Raw genomic sequence first — 3,697 nt, 5'->3', positions numbered from 1 at the left:
TGGTGATGCGGGCCTGGCTGGTGTGGCCGCCGAAGTCCGGGGAAGGATTGAAGGTGATGCGGGTCGTGGGGGCGCTCACGTAGGCGGCTCTGACAGCCGTGAGCAGCTCGCGCGCGCCAATGGCCGTTACGGCGAAGGGCGCGGTGACGATCTCGGCGGTGGCCGTGGAGACGCTGGTGCTTGCCCCGAAGATCTGATCCAGCTCGTACTTGATCTTCGGGAGGCCGAAGCTGAGGGTGGCGTTCTGGACGTACTCGGCCTTCTCGGAGAGGGTGCCCGACTGCCGGGAGACGCTCAGCATGCCCTCGATCTCCAGGCCGAACGTGTAATGACTGCGAGTGACGGGCAGGCGGGTGGTGTTCTCCGCGATGATCTGTCGAGGCAAGGGTTCCTCCGCGAGTGACGGGGTGGACCACAGGCGGGAGTGTACCTCTGATCGGCGGCGCTCCGAACGGTGGGAGGCTCCACCGGGCTGACATCAGCTCCTCCAGTCGCCTTGCACCCACCACGGACTGCTACTGTCACCACTTCGCTGTAGAGCAAGCCCGGATCGTCCGCTTCGATGAGCGGGGCGACGTTCTCGGGGCAGCCCGGCGCGCTCACCGCGATGATCTGCATGTCGAAGGTGGCGCTCGTCCGGGGCGGCCCTTGGCCCAGGATCGCGAGCTGCTGAGCTTAGTCCCCCTCGCTCTGCACCAGGCCGTACTTGTGCAGAAGGGAATAGAGGTGCTTGCGGTCCAGCTCGGCCTCGCGGGCCGCTCGGGCGATGTTGCCTTTGGTGCGTCCCAGCAGGCGCGTGAGGTACTCGCGCTCGAAGGCGCGGATGAGTTCTTCCTTGCAGGACTTGAACGGGCCGGTGAACTCCACCGGCAGCGAGTCCCCCTCGGAGGCGGGTACCTCGCGGGTGAACTCGCGCAACAGCCCGTCCCCGGCCAGCTCGGGGATGTCCGCCATGTGCCGCGCCCGCTCTAGCGCGTTGCGCAGCTCGCGCACGTTGCCCGGCCACGTGTGGCCCAGGAACTGCTCGCGCACCTTCTCCGGCAGCCTTCCCCACAGCCCCTCGCCCGCGAACGCCTCCACCAGGAGGGGGATGTCCTCCTTGCGATCGCGCAGCGGCGGCAGGCTCACGGTGAAGACGGAGAGGCGGAAGTACAGGTCCTCGCGGAAGCGGCCCGCCTGCGTCTCAGCCCACAGATCCTTCTTGCTCGCCACGACGATACGGGCATCAAAGGACACGGGGCTGGAGGCACCGAGCCTGCGGAACTCCCGGTCCTCGATGGCGCGCAGCAGCTTGGGCTGCAGGTCCAGCGCCAGATCGTCGATCTCGTCCAGGAAGAGCGTGCCTCCATGGGCGCGCTCCAGGCAGCCGATGCGCTGGCTCACCGCGCCGGTGAAGGCGCCCTTCTCGTGGCCGAACAGCTCGCTCTCGATGAGCGAGTCCGACACGGATGCGCAGTCGAAGACAACGAGCGGCCCGGAGGCCCGGGGCGACAGCTTGTGGATGGCCTTGGCGGCGGCGCCCTTGCCCACCCCCGTCTCGCCCACCAGGAGGATGGTGGAGTCCGTGGTGGAGATGCGCTGCAGCAGGGCGAAGATCTGCCGCATGGGCACGCTGCGCCCGACGAGGTCCCCCAGCCGGTCCTCGGCCGAGGGATCGATCTGCACGGGGGACACGTGGGGGCTGAAGCGCAGCCGCACGTCGCCCACCTCCAGCAGGGCGCCTGGGCGCAGGTAGGCCTCGCGCACCTGGGCCCCGTCCAGGAAGGTGCCGTTGGTGGAGTCGAGATCCTGGACGAGGAACCGATCCCCGTGACGGCGCACCACGAGGTGGTTGCGGCTGACAGTGGGGTGGTCGATGACGACGTCGTTCTCCGGGGCCTTGCCGATCCGGAGCTCCTCGCCGGAGAGGGGGTACACGGTGCCGGCGCGCTCGGTGTCCAGCAGCACCAGGTGGAACTGCTGCGCGGCAAGCCGGTCCGCCTGCGCCCGCGCGCCGACGACCGTGTGCAGAGGAATGGGGCCTGGAGGGACGGGAGCCATGAACGGGGGGGATTCTAGTGGTCTTTGGGCCCGGTGGTGATTTCCCGGAAGCCGGGAATCGCGCCAGGCTCCAGGTTGAGGGGGCCTCGCAGGGGGATTCCAATCCAACGGGTAGGGCCCATCGTGGCCACACGCCCAGGCGCCGCTGAACCGTGCGTGGTAAAGGGGCGCCGCATGCGTTACCTCGCCCTGCTTCCACTGCTCCTGTCTTGCGCCACTCCTTCATCCACCCCCCCCCCGCCTGGCGCCGCGAACCTTCCGCCGACGCCCACCGAGGCGACGCGGAGCTGGAGCCAGGCGCGCGCGGTCGTCATCCGGCACGCCACGGTGATGCCTGCTTCTGGGCCCGCCATCGAGGACGGGGCCGTGGCGTTCGCGGAGGGCAAGCTGCTGGCGGTGGGAAAGAGCGCAGAGGTGGCGACGCCGCCGGGCGCCGAGGAGCTCGACGGCACCGGCCTCTACGTCACCCCGGGCATCATCGACGCCCACAGCCACCTGGGGGTGTACGCATCGCCGTCGAGCTTCTCCAACGATGACGGCAACGAGGCCACGGCGCCGGTGACGGCCGAGGTGGACGCCGAGCACGGCTTCTGGCCGCAGGATCCCAGCCTGCGGCGCGCGGCGGCCGGAGGAGTCACCTCCCTGCTGGTGCTTCCGGGCAGCGCCAACCTCATCGGAGGGAGGGGCTTCCCGGTGAAGCTGCACTTTGGCCGCTCGGCGGCGGAGATGCGCTTTCCGGGCGCCAAGGACGCGCTGAAGATGGCGTGCGGCGAGAACCCGCGCCGCGTCTACGGTGCGGAGCGAAAGGTGACGCCCTCCACGCGCATGGGCAACGTGGCCGGCTACCGCCAGGCCTTCGCTCAGGCGCGCGACTATCTGAACAAGCTCGAGGACTGGGAGCAGAAGAAGCAGAAGAAGCCGGACGAGGCCGGCCCGCCGCCCATGCGGGACTTGAAGCTGGAGACGCTGGCGGAGGTGCTGCGCGGCAACATCCTGGTGCAGAACCACTGCTACCGCGCGGACGAGATGGCGGTGATGCTCCAGGTGGCCGAGGAGAACGGCTTCGCCATTCGCGCCTTCCACCACGCGCTGGAGGCCTACAAGCTGCGGGACACGCTGGCCGAGAAGCAGGTGGCGGTGGCCACCTGGGCGGACTGGTGGGGCTTCAAGCTGGAGGCCTGGGATGGCATCCCGGAGAACGCGGGGCTCGTCTCGCAGGCGGGGGGGAGGGCCGTCATCCACTCGGACTCGGCCTACGGCATCCAGCGGCTGAACCAGGAGGCGGGCAAGGCGATGTGGCGGGCGCGCGAGTCCGGCATCCTCATCCCCGAGGAGGAGGCACTGCGCTGGGTGACGCTGAACCCGGCGTGGGTGATGGGCGCGGACGAGCGGACGGGCTCGCTCGAGCCAGGGAAGATGGCGGACGTGACGCTGTGGAAGGGGCACCCGCTGAGCGTCTATGCGCGGGCTCAGCGCGTGTGGGCGGACGGCGTGGTCACCTATGACGCGGCCACGGGCCCGGTGGACATCAGCGACTTCGAGGTGGGTGAGCGGGCGGGCGCCTCGGCGCGGCTGGTGGCGCAGCCGGCGGCGGTGCCGACGGTGCAGGAGCTGGGGCTGAGGGTCCGGTGCGACGCGCTGAAGGACCGCGCCTGCG

At 69.8% G+C, this 3,697-nt stretch carries 3 protein-coding genes; 1 reads left to right on the top strand and 2 read right to left on the bottom strand.

Annotation, left to right across the window (positions count from 1 at the left end):
- Together VD972_RS26285 and VD972_RS26280 are read right to left on the bottom strand one after the other, a co-directional pair.
- On the bottom strand, window positions 1-385 hold a 385-nt coding region (locus VD972_RS26285), incomplete at its 3' end, for a hypothetical protein (protein WP_324991485.1).
- Between the two features lie 290 nt (window positions 386-675).
- Entirely contained in the window at window positions 676-2,040 is a 1,365-nt protein-coding gene (locus VD972_RS26280; protein ID WP_324991484.1) for a sigma 54-interacting transcriptional regulator, read from the bottom strand.
- A gap of 174 nt (window positions 2,041-2,214) precedes the next feature.
- Between VD972_RS26280 and VD972_RS26275 the strand changes: the two genes are divergently transcribed.
- Window positions 2,215-3,697 (top strand): amidohydrolase (locus VD972_RS26275; RefSeq protein WP_324991483.1); only part of this gene is annotated, 1,483 nt, incomplete at its 3' end.

It is taken from the genome of Hyalangium sp., assembly GCF_035629615.1.
Lineage (GTDB): Bacteria > Myxococcota > Myxococcia > Myxococcales > Myxococcaceae > Hyalangium.
The sequence above is the reverse complement of the archived record's forward strand: the minus strand, read 5'-3'. Positions and strand labels throughout refer to the sequence as shown.